General features: G+C 50.9%; 18 protein-coding genes. 10 read left to right on the top strand and 8 right to left on the bottom strand.

What is annotated here, in order from left to right; genetic code table 11:
* Positions 1-2: 2 nt before the first annotated feature.
* The gene (locus tag ABD028_RS02340; protein ID WP_343841292.1) at positions 3-1481 is read right to left on the bottom strand and encodes a capsule assembly Wzi family protein; all 1479 of its coding nucleotides are present in this window, start codon (positions 1479-1481) and stop codon (positions 3-5) included.
* A gap of 123 nt (positions 1482-1604) precedes the next feature.
* Between ABD028_RS02340 and coaD the strand changes: the two genes are divergently transcribed.
* Positions 1605-2090, top strand: a complete 486-nt coding sequence (gene coaD, locus ABD028_RS02335) for a pantetheine-phosphate adenylyltransferase (protein ID WP_343841290.1) — start codon at positions 1605-1607, stop codon at positions 2088-2090.
* A gap of 10 nt (positions 2091-2100) precedes the next feature.
* Here the strand turns inward: coaD and mutM are convergent, their stop codons facing one another.
* The 5 genes from mutM to radC form a co-directional block, all read right to left on the bottom strand.
* A complete protein-coding gene (mutM, locus tag ABD028_RS02330) occupies positions 2101-2913 on the bottom strand; it encodes a bifunctional DNA-formamidopyrimidine glycosylase/DNA-(apurinic or apyrimidinic site) lyase (RefSeq protein WP_343841287.1) in 813 nt (270 codons plus the stop codon).
* Positions 2913-3371: a hypothetical protein gene (locus ABD028_RS02325; protein ID WP_343841284.1), complete on the bottom strand. Its 459-nt coding sequence runs from the start codon at positions 3369-3371 to the stop codon at positions 2913-2915. Before ABD028_RS02325 ends, mutM begins: the two co-directional genes overlap by 1 nt.
* A gap of 143 nt (positions 3372-3514) precedes the next feature.
* Complete coding sequence (gene rpmG / locus ABD028_RS02320; protein ID WP_102798540.1) at positions 3515-3670, bottom strand: 50S ribosomal protein L33; 156 nt, start codon at positions 3668-3670, stop codon at positions 3515-3517.
* A 10-nt stretch (positions 3671-3680) separates the two neighbouring features.
* Complete coding sequence (gene rpmB, locus ABD028_RS02315) at positions 3681-3917, bottom strand: 50S ribosomal protein L28 (RefSeq protein WP_102798539.1); 237 nt, start codon at positions 3915-3917, stop codon at positions 3681-3683.
* A 145-nt stretch (positions 3918-4062) separates the two neighbouring features.
* Complete coding sequence (gene radC, locus ABD028_RS02310; protein ID WP_343841277.1) at positions 4063-4737, bottom strand: RadC family protein; 675 nt, start codon at positions 4735-4737, stop codon at positions 4063-4065.
* A gap of 134 nt (positions 4738-4871) precedes the next feature.
* Here radC and coaBC point away from each other — a divergent pair, with 134 nt between their 5' ends.
* Genes coaBC through slmA form a run of 3 tightly spaced genes read left to right on the top strand, consistent with a single transcriptional unit; the run spans position 4872 to position 7130 of the window.
* Positions 4872-6116, top strand: a complete 1245-nt coding sequence (gene coaBC / locus ABD028_RS02305) for a bifunctional phosphopantothenoylcysteine decarboxylase/phosphopantothenate--cysteine ligase CoaBC (RefSeq protein WP_343841275.1) — start codon at positions 4872-4874, stop codon at positions 6114-6116.
* A complete protein-coding gene (gene dut / locus ABD028_RS02300; protein ID WP_102798536.1) occupies positions 6073-6528 on the top strand; it encodes a dUTP diphosphatase in 456 nt (151 codons plus the stop codon). Before coaBC ends, dut begins: the two co-directional genes overlap by 44 nt.
* An 11-nt stretch (positions 6529-6539) precedes the next feature.
* Positions 6540-7130: a nucleoid occlusion factor SlmA gene (slmA, locus tag ABD028_RS02295; protein ID WP_102798535.1), complete on the top strand. Its 591-nt coding sequence runs from the start codon at positions 6540-6542 to the stop codon at positions 7128-7130.
* A 58-nt stretch (positions 7131-7188) separates the two neighbouring features.
* Here slmA and ABD028_RS02290 read toward each other — a convergent pair whose 3' ends face one another.
* A complete protein-coding gene (locus tag ABD028_RS02290; RefSeq protein ID WP_343841269.1) occupies positions 7189-8814 on the bottom strand; it encodes a M28 family metallopeptidase in 1626 nt (541 codons plus the stop codon).
* A gap of 125 nt (positions 8815-8939) precedes the next feature.
* Between ABD028_RS02290 and ABD028_RS02285 the strand changes: the two genes are divergently transcribed.
* The 3 genes from ABD028_RS02285 to ABD028_RS02275 all read left to right on the top strand — a co-directional run bounded on the left by ABD028_RS02285 (position 8940) and on the right by ABD028_RS02275 (position 11749).
* Positions 8940-9515, top strand: coding sequence for a TetR/AcrR family transcriptional regulator (locus ABD028_RS02285; RefSeq protein WP_102798533.1), 576 nt, complete (start codon positions 8940-8942; stop codon positions 9513-9515).
* A gap of 65 nt (positions 9516-9580) precedes the next feature.
* Positions 9581-9904 (top strand): DUF1820 family protein, encoded by a 324-nt coding sequence (locus tag ABD028_RS02280; protein ID WP_102798532.1) that lies wholly within the window; start codon positions 9581-9583, stop codon positions 9902-9904.
* A 162-nt stretch (positions 9905-10066) separates the two neighbouring features.
* A complete protein-coding gene (locus tag ABD028_RS02275; RefSeq protein ID WP_343841482.1) occupies positions 10067-11749 on the top strand; it encodes a DUF885 domain-containing protein in 1683 nt (560 codons plus the stop codon).
* Between the two features lie 44 nt (positions 11750-11793).
* On the opposite strand, the gene ABD028_RS02270 is transcribed toward ABD028_RS02275, so the two are convergent.
* Positions 11794-12258 (bottom strand): EVE domain-containing protein, encoded by a 465-nt coding sequence (locus tag ABD028_RS02270; RefSeq protein WP_343841263.1) that lies wholly within the window; start codon positions 12256-12258, stop codon positions 11794-11796.
* Positions 12259-12354: 96 nt separating this feature from the next.
* Between ABD028_RS02270 and imuA the strand changes: the two genes are divergently transcribed.
* Genes imuA through ABD028_RS02255 form a run of 3 tightly spaced genes read left to right on the top strand, consistent with a single transcriptional unit; the run spans position 12355 to position 17530 of the window.
* On the top strand, positions 12355-13038 hold the full coding sequence (imuA, locus tag ABD028_RS02265; protein WP_343841260.1) for a translesion DNA synthesis-associated protein ImuA: 684 nt from the start codon (positions 12355-12357) through the stop codon (positions 13036-13038).
* Positions 13039-13046: 8 nt separating this feature from the next.
* Positions 13047-14453 carry a Y-family DNA polymerase gene (locus ABD028_RS02260; protein WP_343841257.1) on the top strand — a complete coding sequence of 469 codons (1407 nt, stop codon included), beginning with the start codon at positions 13047-13049 and terminating at the stop codon, positions 14451-14453.
* Complete coding sequence (locus tag ABD028_RS02255; RefSeq protein ID WP_343841254.1) at positions 14453-17530, top strand: error-prone DNA polymerase; 3078 nt, start codon at positions 14453-14455, stop codon at positions 17528-17530. The genes ABD028_RS02260 and ABD028_RS02255 overlap by 1 nt, the downstream gene beginning before the upstream one ends.
* Positions 17531-17768 lie beyond the last annotated feature (238 nt).

Below are 17768 nucleotides of genomic sequence, written 5' to 3'. Positions count from 1 at the left end.
TTTCAAAACTTATAACTGGCCGTAACGCTAACGTCTGCGCCCCAATCCGACTTTTGTTCAACAATACGGCTGTGTTCAATATACAGCCCCATCTTCAGTGACCAATTATCCATGGGCCATTGATACTGCCCCTTGAGATAAACCACCTCTTCTGAATTTCCCTGGGTGACAGGCGAAGGTTTGGACGCATCGGGATTCAGCTTCAACTGTGCCAGTTCAACAACCAATGTGTCTCCGTCTTTAAAGTGCTGGCGCATGCCTAAGGTAACTGTCTTGGCGTCGGAATCAAAGGTGCTGCCGATAGCTCGCTGATGATAGCGATAACCGCTTTTATACACATTATGCTCATAGTAGCAATCGTAGTAATTCGAGTCCTTACCACCGCAAGCAACCTGCGTGTCGCTGGTTTCAGCAAACCATTTAGCCCCAAAGGCATAAACCGAAAAGCCATACAAATGGCCTTTATCCGTGACCTTGTAGTAATCAACGGCATCTTCACCTATCTGTTGGCCATATAGACTCATATCCAGGTCGAACAGGCTAAAGCTGTAACGTATGTCATAGCCGGCCAATTGATTTCCTGCTTGGGTTTTAAGAGCGGAGTCACATTGCTCCTCGCCATTGGCACATTCATTTTTGAACGTCAGAATCTTAAAGAAATCAGACAGGCTGTTACCTCGCCCTTGGCCCCCCCACATAGCGGCCCAGGAGAGTCCTATTTCCAAACCATTCAATGGCTGGAAGTTAAGCCGGCTTTGCCATAAGCGGGTGTCCGGCACCGTCCGATTGCCTTCCAGCTTGCCCATCTGCGCGGTGAAGTACCAGGGGCCAAGTACGCTCAAAAGGCCGTCGGACAACGTTGCCATGGAGCGCGAAACCGCTACACCCGGTACCGGCCTGGCATTATTGCTCAATATCAAACTGCTGGCCTGACCAGGGCCCCACCATTGGTCCAATGCGCCAAGCCTGATATTCCAATTACCAAACTGGTAAGCCACAAAGCTTTGATCTAAATAACGCTCGCCACCTGGGGCAAAGTTAGTCGTAATCTGATAAGCCAACGGCCCCAAATCGCCACTGGCAGAGAGGCGAGCCAGGCCTTTTTCAGCCGACACCTCATCAAAACTCTTAAAGCGTTTGTCATCGCTGCTGGCTTGCAGCGTTAGTACTTTCAGAGATTTGGCGTTTTTTTGTTGCTGCAGGTAATGACGTAAGCGTGAATAGGCAATCCAGGCCTCCGCATCCAGACTGGTTGGGTCCAGTTGCTCAAGTTCACGGTCAACCCCCTTCCATGGCACAGGAAAACTGGTCACAGCCACCCTGATATGGCCTTTTTCGGCCAGCAATGTCAGATCGGAGTGTAAAGCTGGCTCTATAGTTCCTATCCAAGGAGAGGAATATGTGGTCACTGGGGTAGCCAAAGCAGCCAGGACAGATGAATAAAGCAGCGTCTTATGCAAAATCATTCCTTTTTCAGACATTAACTTAACCCTATACATCCTCGGAAGAGGCCGCATTCTAGCATTAAAAATACCAACTAAAGGGTTAAATTCTGTAAAGAGCTAAGCTAAGCTTGGCGCTGGTTTATAGCTAGCGGCACCTTTATGCATACCAAGGCCATTTATCCGGGCACTTTTGATCCTATCACCAACGGTCATGCCGATTTGATTGAGCGGGCAGCCAATATGTTCGCGCATGTGACTGTGGGCATTGCTTCTAACCCAAGTAAGAAGCCATTATTCAGCCTGGAAGAGCGAGTGGAACTGGCCAAGAAGGTGACTTCTCATCTGGACAATGTGGAAGTGCTGGGCTTCACCGGTTTGCTGGTTGATTTCGCCTCAAAACATGATGCCACTATTCTTATCCGGGGACTTCGTGCGGTATCCGATTTCGAGTATGAATTCCAACTGGCCAATATGAACCGGCGCCTGAATCCTAATCTGGAAAGTGTGTTTCTTACCCCATCCGAAGAAAATTCCTTTATATCCTCCACATTGGTAAAAGAAGTGGCATTACACCGTGGTGATGTCAGCGGTTTTTGTCACCCAGTGGTTCAAGAAGCATTACGTATCAAATTTAAAGACAGATAAACCAACTTAACTATCGTTGGCATTTGTGGCAAAAAAAGCTGTTGCGCTGTCCGATAGTGACAGCCTGCAGCGGTGACTGGCATATCCGGCAAGGTTCACCGCTACGGCCATACACCTGCAATTCCTGGGCAAAATAGCCGGGGTTGCCGTCTGCTTGGGTAAAATCTTTCAGGGTGGTCCCGCCCTGTTGAATAGCCAGTGCTAAGACCTGTTTAATGGCCGCCGCCAGCTTAAGATAAGCAGCCTGGCTAACCTTGCCAGCCGCCTTGCGTGGATCAATACCCGCCATAAACAAAGATTCACTGGCGTATATATTGCCGACGCCTACCACAATATGGTTGTCCATAATAAAATTCTTCACCGCCACCTGCTTGCCTCGGGATAGAGCAAACAATCTTTGCCCGTCAAATGCGTCGGTTAAGGGTTCAGGCCCTAAGCGACTTAGCAGCGCCAGTGGTTCGGTATCCGTTCCCTGCCACAAACAGGCACCAAATCGGCGCGGATCATTAAACCGCAGGCACTTACCATTGTGCAGTTGAATATCCAGATGATCATGCTTTTGCACCGGGCTGTCGGTATCCAAAACCCTTAAACTGCCGGACATGCCCAAATGCAGAATCAGGCTGCCGCTGGCAGTATCCACCAGCAAGTATTTGGCACGGCGACGAACATCCAGGATCTCTCTGCCCACTGCAAACTGTACCTCGCCGGGTACCGGCCAGCGCAATTGTGTCTGGCGTACGACTATGGCCTGGATACGCTGACCAATCAGATGCGGACTGATACCCAGGCGACTGACTTCCACTTCTGGTAATTCAGGCATTAATACACTCCTGCGGGAACAAAATTGGATAAGTCCGCCCCGGGTAACTGATAAAGCTGGCCCTGTTGCGCCACCAGCAGCCCATCGGCGCTTTGCTGAATGCTATATACCCTGCCCTGACTTTCACCCGCCAGCCAGACCACTACCACGATGGGCGATTCGAGTCGCCCTGGCCCTAAGGCCTGCATACTGGCACTTTGCCACTGATTTACCAACTGTTGCAATTGTGCTTCTGTTGCGGCTGTTGCAGGTCGCAGGCGCCAGCCCTGGCCAATACGCTCCAGTTGGTGATGACCAAACTCCATCTTCATCACTGGAATATCCGCGGGTAGGAGCAGGTTACTTTCACTGTCAGGCGCGTCAGAGAGAAACTTGCCACTTTGGTTAAACAGGATGATCAGCAATAACGTGGCAAAAATCAGGACATTGTTCCAGCCCTGGCGCGACAGACGAATCATAGGCTTTTGCTCGGTAAAGATATGAGCCGCTTTTATATCAAATATATGGCCCGAAATCCTTAGGAACGGGTGACTTACACTTTAATCAAGGCGTAAAAAAACCCGGGCTGGCCGGGTTTTTTTGGAGACAAAAGCAAGCAAAATTACTTGATTTTGGCTTCCTTGAACAGCACGTGCTTGCGCACAACGGGATCAAACTTTTTGATCTCCATTTTGCCAGGCATGTTGCGCTTGTTCTTGTCAGTGGTATAGAAATACCCAGTATTAGCAGTAGAAACCAACTTGATCTTATCGCGCATGGTTTATTCCTTAGATTTTTTCGCCACGGGCACGGATATCAGACAGAACTGAATCGATGCCTTTCTTATCGATAATGCGCATACCCTTTGGAGTCAGGCGCAATTTAACGAAACGGTTCTCGCTCTCAACCCAAAAACGGTGGGTTTGCAGGTTTGGCAGAAAACGACGACGAGTCGCGTTCTTTGCGTGTGAACGGTTGTTACCTACCGCTGGACGCTTGCCAGTTACTTGACATACTCTGGACATGTTTGTCTCCAAATTACTTTAAATCAATCCTGGCTGGCCAATATACAACCTATACCAGTTCACGCTAGTGACAAGAGGGCGCATTTTATACAGCAAAGCCCCACCAAGATCAACTCTTTTCCATTTAATCACGCGGCGCCAGCGCTTATAGCAAGCCCCTTTCGGCAAAAGAAACGGCTTCGCCATCGCCGATCACAAAGTGATCCAGTACACGAATATCCAACAGCGCCATCGCATCAACAATGCGACGGGTAATTAATCGGTCAGCCTGACTGGGTTCAGCCACCCCGGAAGGGTGATTGTGCGCCAGGATCACTGCGGCTGCTTTGGCGTCCAGCGCCGTTTTAACCAACACCCTGGGATACACAGAGGCTGCATCCAAGGTGCCAAAAAACATGGGCTTAAAGGCAATTAGACGATGCTGAGAGTCGAGTAGCAGCATTGCAAACACTTCATTGGGTTCATCCCTGAGCTGGCTGACCAGAAATCGACGGGTATCCTGAGCACTGGTAAACACATCCTTGCGCAACAAGGTTTCCTGGAAATAACGCCGGGCCATCTCCAGTACCGCCTGTAATTGCACATATTTGGCATTGCCCAAGCCTTTGGCCGCACAAAAGTCTTCGCGACTGGCCGCAAACAACCCACGCAGACTGCCAAAGTTTTGCAGTACCTGCCGGGATAAATCCACGGCATTAATGCCCTGAACCCCGGTACGCAGAAAAATCGCCAGCAGTTCCGCTTCAGACAAACTTTGCGCACCACGCGCCAGTAGCTTTTCCCTGGGTCTATCCTGGTCCGGCCAATCCTGTAGCTTCATATTCAATTCCCCAGCTTTGCTTTTTATTCAGCCTATCGGCAAGCAACGCGATTCACTTCATGCCATCAGTGCTCTACCTATACCTACCCCATTAATGATAGGCTAAGCCACTTATCCGCAGCGGATTTGTTTTTATGCAAAGGTTAAATGAAACCAATATTTTGCTTGGCATTACCGGGGGGATCGCGGCCTATAAAACTCCCGATTTGGTGCGCAAACTAAAAGCCCAAGGTGCCAATGTCAGAGTGGTATTAACGCCGTCGGCTAAAGAGTTTGTCAGCCCTTTGGCCCTGCAGGCGGTTTCCGGAACACCGGTTTCACTTGAGTTGTTAGATCCTGCGGCAGAAGCTGCCATGGGGCATATTGAACTAGCTAAATGGGCAGACCGGGTGCTTGTCGCCCCCGCCAGCGCCAATTTTATTGCCAGATTGGCCGCCGGCATGGCAGATGACTTGCTCAGCACGCTTTGTCTGGCCACCAGCGCCCCTTTATATTTAGCCCCGGCCATGAACCAACAAATGTATCGGGCTGCTGCCACACAGCAGAACCTGCACACCTTACAAACACGGGGGGTAACGTTGCTGGGACCCGCCGAAGGTGAACAGGCCTGCGGAGATACCGGACCTGGGCGCATGCTGGAACCTCAGGAATTGACCGATCTTATGGCCAGTGCGGTAACAACGCCACTGCTGGCAGGTGTTAGTCTGCTGATTACCGCAGGTCCCACCCGGGAAGCAATAGATCCGGTACGTTATTTGTCCAACCACAGCTCCGGAAAGATGGGCTATGCCCTGGCCAAGGCGGCGCAGCAGTTGGGTGCGCAGGTCACATTGGTCAGTGGTCCGGTAGCATTAAGTACGCCTTTTGGGTGTCGGCGCATCGATGTACAAAGCGCTCAGCAGATGCATCAGGCGGTTATGGCTGAAGTGGCCAATATGGATATCTTTATCGGCTGTGCGGCGGTGGCTGACTATCGGCCTGCCCAGCAGGTAGAGCAAAAAATCAAAAAAAATCGCGATGAGATGACCCTGAGCCTGGTAAAAAATCCGGATATCCTCAGTGATGTCGCCGCCCGGCCTGATCGCCCTTTTGTGGTGGGCTTTGCCGCCGAAACGCAAGATATGGAACATTATGCGCGCGATAAACTGAGCAGAAAAAGGCTGGATATGATTGCAGCCAACGATGTATCCAAGCAGAATATCGGCTTCAACAGTGAGCAGAATGCCTTGTCTGTTTTCTGGCCTTCAGGTGAAACCCAACTGCCGCTATGCGATAAGCACAGTCTGGCACTGCAGTTACTTCAGGTAATTGCAGAACAATATAAAGAAAAACAAGATGCACAAGATAGACGTAAAGATACTGGATCCGCGGATCGGTAACGAGTTCCCACTTCCCGAATATGCCACACCAGGTTCTGCAGGTATGGATTTACGTGCTTGCCTGGATGAACCCCTGCTGCTGGCACCGGGGCAAACTGAACTACTGCCCACCGGCATCGCCATTCATATTGCTGACCCTGGCATTTGCGCCACCATATTGCCGCGTTCTGGTCTTGGCCATAAGCATGGCATTGTGCTGGGCAACCTGGTGGGGTTAATTGACTCCGATTATCAGGGCCAGCTGATGGTGTCAGTGTGGAACCGCAGTGATGAGGAATTTATTATCCAGCCAGGTGATCGGGTCGCGCAAATGGTGATCCTGCCGGTTATCCAGGCCAAATTCAGCATTGTGGATGAATTCGACAGCAGCAACCGGGGCCAGGGTGGTTTTGGTTCCTCCGGCCGCAACTAACAGGAAGCAGCATGCCAGCAAGCAAACGCACTAATCGTCGCGCGCAGATCCTCCAGTGTCTGGCCAGTATGCTGGAAACCAGCCCCGGCCAGCGTATTACCACGGCCAAGCTGGCTGCCGAAGTAGGGGTGTCGGAAGCCGCCCTGTACCGGCACTTTCCCAGTAAGGCACGAATGTTCGAGGGCTTGATCGAGTTTATCGAAGAAACCTTATTTTCGCGCATCAACAAAATACTCGAAGATGAAAAAGATACGGCGCTTCGCTGTCAGCATATTCTGCATCTGATTCTGGGTTTCGCTGAGCGTAACCCCGGTATTACCCGGATTCTCAATGGTGATGCTCTGATGGGTGAACAGGACAGATTGCGCACCCGTATAGCGCAGTTGTTTGAACGTCTGGAAACCCAGTTACGTCAGGTGTTGCGGGAACGCAAGCTGCGTGAAGGTAAACCGATGATTGCCGACGAAGGGCTGATCGCCAACATTCTGATTTGCTTTGCCGATGGCCGTATTAATCAGTTTATTCGCAGCGAATTTACCCGTCGCCCCACCGAGGGTTTTGCTGAGCAGTGGCAATTGCTGAAAGGGCGTTTTTTCGTCTAGCACCAGAGCCTGTAGATCTTCTGGGTATAGATGTTGAAAAGGGGCATGTGCCCCTTTTTTATTGCCCGAAGGTCGTACCAAAAAAGTCGCCTTCATTCCATGTTGGTCTGACCGGGTCATTGGCGATCGTCAGACCTATCTGCAAATTCGCTTCGGTAAAGCGCTGGGCGGCGCGCCAGTTGAATTTGTCGTTCAGCTCATCGGAAGGCTTGTGGTAGTCGCTATGCAGAAACTCGCCAAATTTCTTAGCACCGTCGACATTCGGGTCCATGGAAGTCAGGCCAGGTACCAAAAACACGGCCGGAATACCTTTTTTCACGAACATATAATGGTCTGAGCGGGTAAACAGCGCCTGTTCAGGCCAAGGGTCCGGACTCAAACTCATCCCCAATTTAGCCACCGCATCAGCAACCGCGCTCTGTAACGAGCTGTGGTTAGCACCAAAGGCAATCACATCGGCAGCTTCATAGGTAAGAATCGGCATATCCAGATTCACATTTGCCACCATAGACTGCAGTGGCACAGTGGGGTGATGGGCAAAATAATCGGCCCCGAGCAGGCCCTTTTCTTCTCCGGTTACCGACAGAAATAACACGGAGCGTGCCGGTGCCTGTGGCAGGTTACTCAACAACCTGGCCGTTTCGAGCAACACGGCACTGCCACTGGCATTATCCATGGCACCATTGTTAATCTTGTCCTGCTTGACGGTTTTGGCCAGGCCAATATGGTCAAGGTGCGCCGTATAGACCACATACTGATCTTTCAGTTGTGCATCAGAGCCAGGCAGAATAGCAGCCACATTAGGACTGCTGATGGTTTTATGCTCACTACGTTTATTGAAGTGAATGCTGGTTGGCAAGGCAAAGCCGGCCGGGGATGTATTCTGCTCCAGGTCCGCGTAGATATCAGCCAGACTGCGCTCGGCTCCGGCAAAGAGTAACGCGGCCGCTTCCTGGGAAAAATATGCTGAGTTTTGCAGTTGCGGATACTGGTTAGCTGGCTGCCCATCTGCCTGTAACCAACTAACACTGGGCATATGCAGGTAATTAAGCAGATTTTGGTAAGGCCTGACCTTTTCGGCCAACGGCGTACTGATGGTAATCATGCCAATCGCACCATTGGCCACGGCATGACGGTTTTTCTCGCTGCCAGAGCCAAAATGCGCCCCCTCTTCACTGGGGAAGGAAGTTGGCTTACCTGACAGTATCACGACCACTTTGCCTTTTACATCCAGATTGGCATAGTCATTATGCTGAAGCTCTGGTGCCACAATGCCGTAACCCGCGAAGACCAGTTTACCCTGCAACTCTGATACTTCGCTGCTTAAACTGGCCGAGGTCAAATACTGACGGGGATACTCCAGAGCGGTCTTGCCATCCGGCCCGTTGAGTTCCAGTTTGGCCGAATCCTGTACCAGATGCGCCTGACGAAAAGCAATTTGCTGCAGATAATCGTTCTTGTCACCCGCAGGTTGTAAGCCCAACTGAGCAAACTGACTAGCCATATACTGGGCCGCAATCTCATGGCCTTTGGAACCGGTATCCCGCCCTTCCAATAAGTCATGGGACAAGAAACGCAGATGTGCCTGGATACGATTGGCATCGGCCTTGGGCAACACTTGCTCAGTTGCGGCATGAGCCCCAAAACTTAGCAGCAAAAATAGCGCGGATATTGAAGATTTCATATTATCTCTCTTGACTATTGATGGCCTTAGTCTCGCATATTTTTCCAAGACTGTCGGCTATTTAGGTTGACTTGTACGGCCATTGCACTAACCTGCAAAGAACAATTGTTCTTTGGTTCATCCTCATGCCAAGAAAAGCACAATATGATGTCAATCAGGTCCTGGATCAGGCCATGGATGTTCTGCTGGAACACGGTTTTCACGGCTCGATCATGGATGAGATTATTGCCAGGACAGACTTCAACCGCCGCGGCTTTTATCTGGAGTTTGGTAGTAAGCAGAATTTCCTTTATCTGGTGTTGGAGCGTTATCAGCAACACAGACTGACCCCTATAACAGCGCATCTCACTGAAAATCAGGGGTTGCTGTCGATTCAGCGTTTCTTCGATGATTATATTCTGCTGATTAAGGGCAGAGGCTGCCTGCTGGTCAATTGCATCACCGAGCTGGGGTTTGACGACGACCGGATTCGGGAAATGGGCCGCCATTATCTGGATAATCTGCAACTCGGCTTTATCGGTTGCCTGGAGCGCGCTCTGATGCATGGCGAAGTACGCAAAGATATCCAGCTTGAAGCTACGGCTTTGCAGCTCACTTGTTATGTGCAGGGCTTTGCGGTTAACGGCATTCTGGCCGCCCAAACCGATGAGCTTAAACTGGCAACCCGGGCTTTACTGGGCCCGCTGTCAGCAAAAGCTTAAGTGGTTGGCAGTTACCTTCACAGCGGCTAAAATCGCCGCCCGGTTATCCAACGGCAAATGGTGTTATGAACAAAAGTAAGCCCTTGTATAAGGTTCAGTTTATCAGCAACGCAGAGCGCTATGAGGTGTATGTGCGCGAAGTCAGTCAGGGTGCCCTGTTTGGCTTTGTGGAAATTGGTGACTTTGTCTGGGATAACCACAGCACATTGTTGGTGGATCCCAGCCAGGAACGACTCAAGACAGAGTTTGACACTGTCGTGCGTACCTATATTCCCATGCACAATGTATTACGTATCGATGAAGTTAAAAAACAGGGCAATGCCAAAGTGACCGAATTGTCTGATAAGGTCACCCCCTTCCCCAAACCCATTTATACCCCTAAAAGCTGACTCCTGACGCAATTTTATCTGCTGACAACGCGGACTGGTCTCAGACCGATACACATTCAGGCATAGATACCTTAAGCTCGGAGCATAATAACAAGGGATAAGGTCATTACCGTGTTGAAATATTGGATAACCGCTACCGCTCTGCTGACCAGCAGCGCCGTTATGGCTAACGAAAAACTGGACAAACTGCTGGACGAAATCTGGCAATTTGAGCTGCAAAGTTCCCCTACCATGGCCACCTCTCAAGGGGTGCATGATTATGATCATCTGCTTGCTGACTTGTCTGCTGAGGGTCTGAAACGCGACAGCGATCAGGCACAGGCTTATATCAGACAACTGGATGTGCTGGCCGACGCCAAACTGGATAAGGACGACCGTATTAATTTATTGATGCAACGCCGTCGTTTGCAGGAAATAGTCGATAGTTATGCGTTTCACGCCCATTATATGCCCATCACCTCCGAGTATGGCTTTCACAGTGCCTTGGCCTTTCTGCCACGCAGCAGCAAGTTCGATACATTCAAAGATTATCAGAATTATCTGGCCAGACTGTCAGCCATTGAAGCTTACTTTAAACAAAATATTGATTGGATGCGGGAAGGGCTGAAAACCGGCTTTACCCAGCCACAGGTGGTACTGAAGGACTTTGAACAGACAGCCCAGGCCTTTATTCAGGATAAACCGCAAGACAGCGTGTTTTACGCGCCCTTTGAGAATATGCCCGCCCATATCGATGCCACCCAGCAGGCGCAACTCAAAAGCGAAGCTGCCAAGGTTTTAAGCCAGCAGGTGTTTCCGGCTTACCAGATGGTTTATGACTTCCTGGTTAATGAATATATTCCCGGTGCCAAGCAGGATATTGCCGCCAAGAACTGGCCTAATGGCGCGGCCTATTACGAAAATCGTGCCCGTTACTACACCACCCTTGATATCAGTGCCGAACAGATCCACCAGCTTGGTCTGGCCGAAGTTAAACGTATCCGTGCTGAAATGCAGACAGTGATGCAGGCATCCGGTTTTAAAGGCAGTCATGACGAGTTTGTTCACTTTCTGCGTACCGATCCGCAGTTTTATGCAAAGAGCGCTGAAGAACTGTTAAAACAGGCTGCCTATTTGTCCAAACAGATTGATGCCAAACTGCCTCAGCTTTTCTATAAATTGCCTCGCACCCCTTATGGGGTGGCGCCAGTACCAGACAGCATCGCGCCCAAATACACCACAGGTCGTTATGTTGGCCCTACCCGTGACGATCAGCCTGGCTATTACTGGGTCAATACCTATGCACTGGACAAGCGTCCTTTATATGAGTTGCCAGCATTAACCTTACATGAGGCCGTACCTGGTCATCACTTGCAAAATTCATTGGCCAGAGAAATGACCGATCTGCCACCGGTCAGGCGTTACACCTATATCTCGGCCTTTGGTGAGGGCTGGGGCTTGTACTCTGAATACCTGGGCAAGGAAATCGGCTTTTATCAGACCCCTTATGACGAGTTTGGCGCCCTGAGCTACGAAATGTGGCGGGCCTGTCGTCTGGTGGTCGACACTGGTATGCATATGAAAGGCTGGACACGCCAGCAGGCCATTGACTATATGCTGGAAAACACCGCATTGTCGGAACATAACGTCACCACCGAGATCGATCGCTATATCTCCTGGCCAGGACAGGCGCTGTCGTATAAGTTGGGCGAAATCACCATCAAGCGTTTACGTAAACAGGCAGAGCAAGCGCTGGGCGCGAAATTCGACTTACGCGCTTTTCACGATATGCTGCTGGAAAACGGCTCTGTGCCCCTTAGCGTGCTGGAAGAACTGGTACAGGACTATATCAGGCAACAAAGCTGATAGAGACAGGATACTGATGGCCCGGATTAACCGGGCCATGGCTTCTATTCGTTTGCCATCTTCACCAGCACCGCCCATTCCCGGGCCGCCACTGGCATCACAGAAAGGCGATTGCCTTTTTGTACCAGTTGCATGTCAGCCAGCTCAGCATTGGCCTTAATGGCCTGCAAACTCAGCACCCGGTCAAACTTACGCACAAACTTAACATCCACCATATACCAGCGCGGCTTATCCGGGCTACTTTTGGGGTCATAGTATTTGGATTCAGGATCAAATTGGGTGTGGTCCACATAGCCCTCTTTTACCACCTCGGCAATACCGGCAATCCCCACCTGATCACAACTGGAGTGATAAATAAACACCTGATCACCCAGCTTGATTTGATCCCGCAGGAAGTTTCTTGCCTGATAATTTCTCACCCCATCCCAATGCTCAGTCTGTTTGGGCCTTTTAATTAAGTCATTGATCCCAAAAGCATCGGGTTCTGTTTTAAACAACCAATAGTGCATTTTCTGCCTCCATTTTCTGGTCCGCCCTTTGCGTTGGGCTTGCGCAACAAGCAATCATCAATATACTGTACATATATACAGTTTTTGTTTTTTGTTATGAACAATCTTATCGACCATTTAAAAAATAAAGGCTGGGTCTGGCAAGCGAATTTTAGTCCCTCTTTATTGACCGACAAGCCCGGCTCTCTGGATGAACTAAGTCAATTCATCCCCGGCGGGCTGAAAGAACATGCCCTGGTAGAAATTCACAGCCAGATTGGTATAGGTGAAGTTCGTCTGCTCCTTCCTCGCCTGGCAGCCAATGGTCAAGACCACAGACTGTTGGTGTGGGTTGCGCCACCCCATAAAATCAATGGTGAATGCCTGCACCAGACAGGGATAGATCTGTCCCGTGTACTTATCCTACACCCTCGAGATGGCAAAGAGGCCCTGTGGGCCGCCGAGCAGTGCCTGAAAAGCGGAACCTGCCACTCGGTTTTACTCTGGCATGGAGATATAGAAGTCGCTCAGGCGAAACGCCTGCAGCAGGCCTGTCAGCAAGGCCGGGCGCAACTGTTTCTGTTGCGAACCAGACAGAGCATCTCCCAATCCTTGCCGGTATCGTTAAGCTTGCAGCTTGAAGCCCATGCAGAGGGTCTTCAGATCAAAGTCACTAAATGCCGCGGGAGTTGGCCGCCTGCGCCCTTTATTTTAAATATGCGGCAGCGCTGGCCGAAACTGTGTCTGCCCCAGCCAACACAGCCCTCAGCCAATGTGATCCCTCTGCATCGTGCAAGCTGAGCTTCCATATGACGCCCCTTTGGCTGTATCTGGACTTTCCCAGTCTACAACTCGACAGCTTATACCAGGAACAAGCATCCTGCCCTGTCATTATCCTGAGTAAAGAGTGCAACCAGGTCATCCAGCTAAATACTCAGGCATATCACCATGGAGTCAGAGTAGGCATGGGGCTTGGCAGTGCGGCCGCTTTGCATAAAGATCTACAAGTGATTGAATACCGGCAGGAACTTGAAACCGCTAAGCTAGCCGAGATCGCACAATGGCTGTACTTTGTCACCTCAGATATTGCCTTCTGGTCACCTAACGGCCTGCTGCTGCGCGTACAGCACATGCTATCCATGTATGGTGGCTTGCCGTCTTACTGGCAGGCGCTCAAAGACAGACTCAGCCCCCTAAAACTAACCATGCGTTATGCTTGCGGTGCCAGCCCCTTGGGTGCAAGGCTGCTGGCCAGAAGCGGACATAACCTCATCAGTCAGGATCCTGAGCTACTGCGAGAGAAGGTTAGCTTATGTACACTGGAACAAACCGACCTCCCCCATAGCATGTGCCAGAAGCTGGCCAGAGTGGGCATTCAACGCCTGCACCAACTGCTGAACGTGCCCCCCGGCGAGCTGGCGAAACGCTTTGACAGCCAACTGGTGACCTATATAGGCAAGCTGCAGGGCACATTCCATCACCCGGTGGACTTTTATCACCCTCCGACCACTTTCAGTCAGTATCTTGAGCTGATGTATGAAATAGACAGCAGCCCAATACTATTACACCCCATCAAGCGCTTGCTGAACGATTTGGAGCATTTTTTACGCTTGCGCGACAAGCTGGCCACCGTGCTCGAATTTCGCTTCTCACAGCGAGATAGCGACGCCATTTCATTGACCGTATGTTCTGCGCAAGGGGAATATCAGGCCCAGCAATGGCAATCCCTGGTCAGCCTTAAACTGGAAAATCTGGTGCTTGCACAGCCCGTGTATGGCATTCAGCTGGCCGTGACTCATATGCAAGCCAAACAAGCGCAGGCAAATGATCTGTTCGCCGGTAAGCAAGGGCAAATGAATCACCGCCAGTTGCTGTCGCTACTGCAGGCTCGCTTAGGCACAAACGCGGTCTTGGGATTGCAACTGCGCGATGACTTTCGCCCTGAATACAGTAGTGACTACTGCCGCCCTTTTGAGCGCCTTGATAAACAGGATTGGCCTATTCCCGTCCTCAGACCCAGTCTGCTATTAGACCCCCATCGTCCCTTAAACGAAAAAGTCAGTCTTTTGCAGGGACCGGAGCGTATCCAAACAGGGTGGTGGGACCATCAGGCCATTGACCGGGACTATTTTATTGCCCGCAATATCCAGGGCCAGTGGCTGTGGGTTTATCGTACCCGCGATAACCAGTGGTACATCCAAGGATTATTCAGTTGATGTGTTACGCTGAGTTATTCTGCCAGAGCAACTTTTCCTTCCTGACCGGGGCATCCCATCCACAAGAACTGATCAGGCAAGCCGACTATCTTGGCTATCAGGCACTGGCCATCACTGACGAGTGCTCCCTGGCCGGTATTGTCAAAGCTTATATAGAAGTCAGAGACCGACAACTGGATATCAAGTTAATTGTCGGTAGTTTAATTAAGCTCGCACCGGGTCTCGAACTGGTATTGCTTTGCCCGGACAAATCCGCCTATTCCGAGCTTTGCCGACTGATCACTAATGCCAGACGCCGTTCAGAAAAAGGTAGCTACCAGATACATGAGTGGGATCTAAAAAGCCTACGCCACTGCCTACTGCTATGGCTGCCCAGCGGGGAGAAGCAACAAGATAACTATTGGGCTGACTGGTTAGCTAAACATCAGAGAGAACGTCTCTGGCTTGGTTGTCGACGCCTACTCAAGGCGGATGAACAGGAGTATCTGGCACATTGTCAGCAGTTAAGCGAACAGTATCAGTTGCCGGTTTGCTGTTGCACCGGGGTGTTAATGCACCATGAAGCCCGCCACAAGCTGCTACACACCTTGTCGGCCATTCGCCAGGGTAAGCCAGTGGAAAAGCTAGGTCATCAACTCCAGGCCAACGCGGAAGCCTGCCTGCGGCCACTGGAAAAGCTGATGAAGCTTTACCCTCAACAGTGGATACAGACTACCCTGAGTATCGCTGAGCGCTGCACCTTTACACTGGATGAAGTCAAATATCAGTATCCCCAGGAAGTCGTACCTCAGGGTAAAACCGCCAGTGAGCATCTACGGGCATTAGTTAAAGCAGGTACAGCATGGCGCTATCCCGAGGGCGTATCGGCCAAGGTACAAGCACTGCTTGATAAAGAACTCTGTCTGATCTCAGAGCTTGGCTACGAATATTTCTTTCTGACTATTCATGACATTGTTGAGTTTGCCCGTCGGCAGGACATCCTCTATCAGGGGCGGGGTTCGGCCGCCAATTCGGCGGTATGCTATTGCCTGGGCATTACCGCGGTAAACCCGCAAAAAAGCGAGGTACTGTTCGAGCGTTTTATCTCCAGAGAACGGGATGAGCCACCGGATATTGATGTGGACTTTGAACATGAACGCCGCGAAGAAGTCATTCAATACATCTATCAGAAGTACGGCCGTGAGCGCACAGCCCTGGCCGCTACAGTGGTTACCTACAGGCGAAAAAGTGCCATACGTGAGGTGGGCAAGGCCTTGGGTATTAATGAGACGCAACTGGACTTCTTTATTAAGAACATCAATCACCGCGACAGTGGTCTGAACTGGCAGGCCCAGCTCAGCGAGTTAGGTCTGGATCCATCGTCCCACCTTGGCCAGCATTTTATTGAACTGGTCAACGAACTGATTGGCTTTCCGCGCCATTTATCCCAGCATGTTGGTGGTTTTGTGATTGCCTCCGGCCCCTTGTATCACGTAGTGCCAGTAGAGAATGCCGCCATGGCAGAGCGTACTGTGATTCAATGGGATAAAGAGGACCTGGAAGCCATGGGCCTGATCAAAGTCGATGTACTGGCCCTGGGCATGCTTACTGCTATTCGCAAGTGCTTTAGCCTTATTCAACAACATTATGGCCAGGCCCTGTCGATTGCTGAAATCAGTAACCGCGGCGATGACCCAGCTGTCTATGCCATGATCCAAAATGCAGATACCGTAGGGGTCTTTCAGATTGAATCCCGCGCACAGATGAGCATGTTACCCAGGCTAAAACCCAAGGATTACTACGATCTTGTGATTGAAATTGCCATCGTACGCCCCGGCCCTATTCAAGGCGATATGGTGCATCCCTACCTGCGCCGACGCCATGGTCAGGAGCCGGTTGAGTACCCCTCATCAGAGGTAGAAAAAGTATTAGAGCGCACACTGGGCGTACCTATTTTTCAGGAACAGGTAATCCAGTTGGCTATGGTCGCCGCAGGCTTTAGTGGCGGAGAGGCCGATCAACTGCGTCGCGCTATGGGCAGTTGGAAGAAAACCGGCGAGCTACAACGATTCGGCGAGAAGCTGGTTAACGGTATGCTGGTCAGAGGCTACGAGCGGGAATTCGCTGAACGCATCTTCCAGCAGATTTGTGGCTTTGGTGAGTACGGTTTTCCCGAAGCCCACTCCGCCTCTTTTGCGGTGCTGGCGTATGTTTCGTCGTGGTTAAAGCATTATTACCCAGCCGCCTTCTATACTGCGTTACTGAATAGCTGGCCGATGGGTTTCTACACCCCTTCCCAACTCATTCAGGATGCCAGGCGTCATCATATTAAGGTGCTTCCGGTCTGTGTAAACCACTCAGACTATGACTATAGACTGGAAAAACAGGATGATGAACTGGCGATTCGGGTGGGCTTTCGCCAGATTAAAGGACTGGCCCAGCAAGCGGCACTGAGCCTTCTCGCGGCTCGCCCCGAACAGGGATTCAGTCATATTCAGCAACTGCGCGAGAGTAATGTCCCTCAAGAGGCATTGGAACAGCTAGCCAGTGCCGACGCCCTTGCCTGTATTCAGGGCAATCGCTACCAGGCCAGATGGGCTCTTATGGACAACAGCCATAGTCTGCCAGTATTTAACCACTCAGAGCCTTCCAAACAGGGCTGGCTATTTCAACCTGATGAGCTGGCAACCCTCTCAGAGGATTACGCGGCGACAGGTTTCAGCCTTGCCAAGCATCCTATTCAACTGCTGGATGAAGCAGCGCTGTTAGGAAAATATACATCAGCTACGCAGCTTGCCAATAAGGAACACAGAAAGCCGGTTACGGTGATAGGCATGGTCACTGGGCGGCAGCGCCCAGGCACATCTAAGGGGGTGACCTTTATTACCCTGGAGGACCACACCGGCAATATTAATGTGATTGTCTGGCTGGCCACGGCCAGAGCTCAAAAGCAAGCTTACCTGAAGGCCAGTGTCCTTAAGGTTTCAGGGCTATTGGAAAAAGGCGACGGTGGCGTTATTCATGTTATTGCCGGCAAGCTGGAAGATCTAAGCCACTTACTGGATAAGCTCAGACTCAAGTCCAGAGACTTTCATTAAGATTTTATTGCCAAAGCATTTATTCAAGCCAGACTCAGCGATAAACACTACCACCAGTACGGTACCCTGCCTGAATGTATTGATGCCAGAGCAATTATCGCCCGGGCCATGCCTAAAGTTTGAGTCGGCGTGGGTCGGAATTCATTCCGACAGCTTTTTAGCGTTCTGACGATTGGGGTAAACGAGAGGCAATAAAAAAGGGCCATCCAATCGGATAGCCCTTCTTCGTATTGGGAGC

Origin of the sequence: Bowmanella denitrificans (genome assembly GCF_039522935.1) — a bacterium.
Classification (GTDB): domain Bacteria; phylum Pseudomonadota; class Gammaproteobacteria; order Enterobacterales; family Alteromonadaceae; genus Bowmanella; species Bowmanella denitrificans.
This window is presented reverse-complemented; position numbering and strand designations above follow the sequence as displayed.

Bases quoted from the DNA above. Each gene is read 5' to 3' on its own strand.
- ABD028_RS02340 (WP_343841292.1), bottom strand. From the start codon at position 1,481: ATGTCTGAAAAAGGAATGATTTTGCATAAGACGCTGCTTTATTCATCT.
- coaD (WP_343841290.1), top strand. From the start codon at position 1,605: ATGCATACCAAGGCCATTTATCCGGGCACTTTTGATCCTATCACCAAC.
- mutM (WP_343841287.1), bottom strand. From the start codon at position 2,913: ATGCCTGAATTACCAGAAGTGGAAGTCAGTCGCCTGGGTATCAGTCCG.
- ABD028_RS02325 (WP_343841284.1), bottom strand. From the start codon at position 3,371: ATGATTCGTCTGTCGCGCCAGGGCTGGAACAATGTCCTGATTTTTGCC.
- rpmG (WP_102798540.1), bottom strand. From the start codon at position 3,670: ATGCGCGATAAGATCAAGTTGGTTTCTACTGCTAATACTGGGTATTTC.
- rpmB (WP_102798539.1), bottom strand. From the start codon at position 3,917: ATGTCCAGAGTATGTCAAGTAACTGGCAAGCGTCCAGCGGTAGGTAAC.
- radC (WP_343841277.1), bottom strand. From the start codon at position 4,737: ATGAAGCTACAGGATTGGCCGGACCAGGATAGACCCAGGGAAAAGCTA.
- coaBC (WP_343841275.1), top strand. From the start codon at position 4,872: ATGCAAAGGTTAAATGAAACCAATATTTTGCTTGGCATTACCGGGGGG.
- dut (WP_102798536.1), top strand. From the start codon at position 6,073: ATGCACAAGATAGACGTAAAGATACTGGATCCGCGGATCGGTAACGAG.
- slmA (WP_102798535.1), top strand. From the start codon at position 6,540: ATGCCAGCAAGCAAACGCACTAATCGTCGCGCGCAGATCCTCCAGTGT.
- ABD028_RS02290 (WP_343841269.1), bottom strand. From the start codon at position 8,814: ATGAAATCTTCAATATCCGCGCTATTTTTGCTGCTAAGTTTTGGGGCT.
- ABD028_RS02285 (WP_102798533.1), top strand. From the start codon at position 8,940: ATGCCAAGAAAAGCACAATATGATGTCAATCAGGTCCTGGATCAGGCC.
- ABD028_RS02280 (WP_102798532.1), top strand. From the start codon at position 9,581: ATGAACAAAAGTAAGCCCTTGTATAAGGTTCAGTTTATCAGCAACGCA.
- ABD028_RS02275 (WP_343841482.1), top strand. From the start codon at position 10,067: ATGGCTAACGAAAAACTGGACAAACTGCTGGACGAAATCTGGCAATTT.
- ABD028_RS02270 (WP_343841263.1), bottom strand. From the start codon at position 12,258: ATGCACTATTGGTTGTTTAAAACAGAACCCGATGCTTTTGGGATCAAT.
- imuA (WP_343841260.1), top strand. From the start codon at position 12,355: ATGAACAATCTTATCGACCATTTAAAAAATAAAGGCTGGGTCTGGCAA.
- ABD028_RS02260 (WP_343841257.1), top strand. From the start codon at position 13,047: ATGACGCCCCTTTGGCTGTATCTGGACTTTCCCAGTCTACAACTCGAC.
- ABD028_RS02255 (WP_343841254.1), top strand. From the start codon at position 14,453: ATGTGTTACGCTGAGTTATTCTGCCAGAGCAACTTTTCCTTCCTGACC.